The sequence below is a fragment of the Streptomyces sp. HSW2009 genome, from assembly GCF_040240285.1.
In the GTDB taxonomy this organism is placed as follows: Bacteria; Actinomycetota; Actinomycetes; order Streptomycetales; family Streptomycetaceae; genus Streptomyces.
The window spans coordinates 1-1,165 of record NZ_JBEHZD010001029.1 but is presented as its reverse complement, the minus strand read 5'-3'; the positions used below and the strand labels follow the sequence as shown (position 1 = coordinate 1,165).

Annotated in this window: 1 protein-coding gene; it reads right to left on the bottom strand. The window is 74.0% G+C overall.

Translation table 11 applies throughout. From position 1 onward, the window contains the following. Window positions 1-146: 146 nt before the first annotated feature. Complete coding sequence (gene ppgK, locus AAHZ94_RS34375; RefSeq protein ID WP_349997599.1) at window positions 147-968, bottom strand: polyphosphate--glucose phosphotransferase; 822 nt, start codon at window positions 966-968, stop codon at window positions 147-149. Between the last annotated feature and the right edge of the window lie 197 nt (window positions 969-1,165).

Genomic DNA, 1,165 nt, shown 5'->3' with positions numbered 1-1,165 from the left:
CAGGCCCGGCACCGGCAGCGGGCCCGGCACCGGCCGGCAGCGCGGACAGCGCCCGCAGCGGGGGCCGCACGCCACGCGGGGCCCGCACCCGGAGCCGGGACTGCGCCCCGAGCGGGGTCCCGAGCGCAGCCCACGGCCCGCCGGCGTCAGAAGCCCGCAGCCGCCCCGAGATCGGGCCCCGGGTCCGCAGATGGGCCGGGGAGTGGAGGAAGGGCCTGGTCAGCAGGGTGAGCGGCGAGGGAAGCAGCCATCGCCGCGCCCACGATCCCCGCGCTATTCCGAAGCTGAGCAGGCACCACCTCGGCCTTGATGCCCTTGATCAGCGGCAGGAACTTGTCCGCCTTGCGGCTGACACCGCCGCCGATGATGAACAGTTCGGGCGAGAACAGCATCTCCACGTGCGCGAGGTACTTCTCGACCCGCCGCGCCCAGTGCTGCCAGCTCAGGTCGCCCTCTTCCTTGGCCCGGGTGGAGGCCCGGGTCTCGGCCTCGTGGCCGCGCAGTTCGAGGTGGCCGAGTTCGGTGTTGGGCACCAGGTGGCCGCCGGTGAACACGGCGCTGCCGATGCCGGTGCCGAGGGTGAGCAGGATGACCGTGCCGGTGCGGCCCCGGCCCGCGCCGAACCGCAGCTCGGCGATGCCCGCCGCGTCCGCGTCGTTGACCAGGGTGACCGGCGCGCCCAGCCGCTCGCTGAGCCGCCCCGCCGCGTCCACGCCGATCCATGACTTGTCCACATTGGCGGCGGTACGGGTGGTGCCGTCCACCACGACGCCCGGGTACGTGGCGCCGACCGGACCGCGCCAACCGAAGTGCTCGACCACCTCGCAGACCCCGTCCATGACCGCCTCCGGGGTCGCCGGCTGCGGGGTGAGCACCTTGTGCCGCTCGGTCGCCAGATCACCGCGTTCCAAGTCCACCGGCGCGCCCTTGATCCCCGAACCGCCGATGTCCACACCGAATACGTTCATGAACACCACGCTACGACGGGGGCGGCCGTCGTGACCTGAATCCGCCGTCGTGCGCCGGGGCAGTGGAGTGGCCACGGGTCCGGGACGTACGTGGGGCCGGGGGGGGGGGGGGGGGGGGGGGGCGCGGCCTGTGGGGCTGTGGGGCTGGCCGGCCAGGTGGGTGCGTACGGGGATGCGTGTGCGTACGTGGATGCGTG

What these genes read in the sequence shown, in the direction of transcription:
- ppgK (WP_349997599.1), bottom strand. Translation starts at nt 968, where the DNA reads ATGAACGTATTCGGTGTGGACATCGGCGGTTCGGGGATCAAGGGCGCG.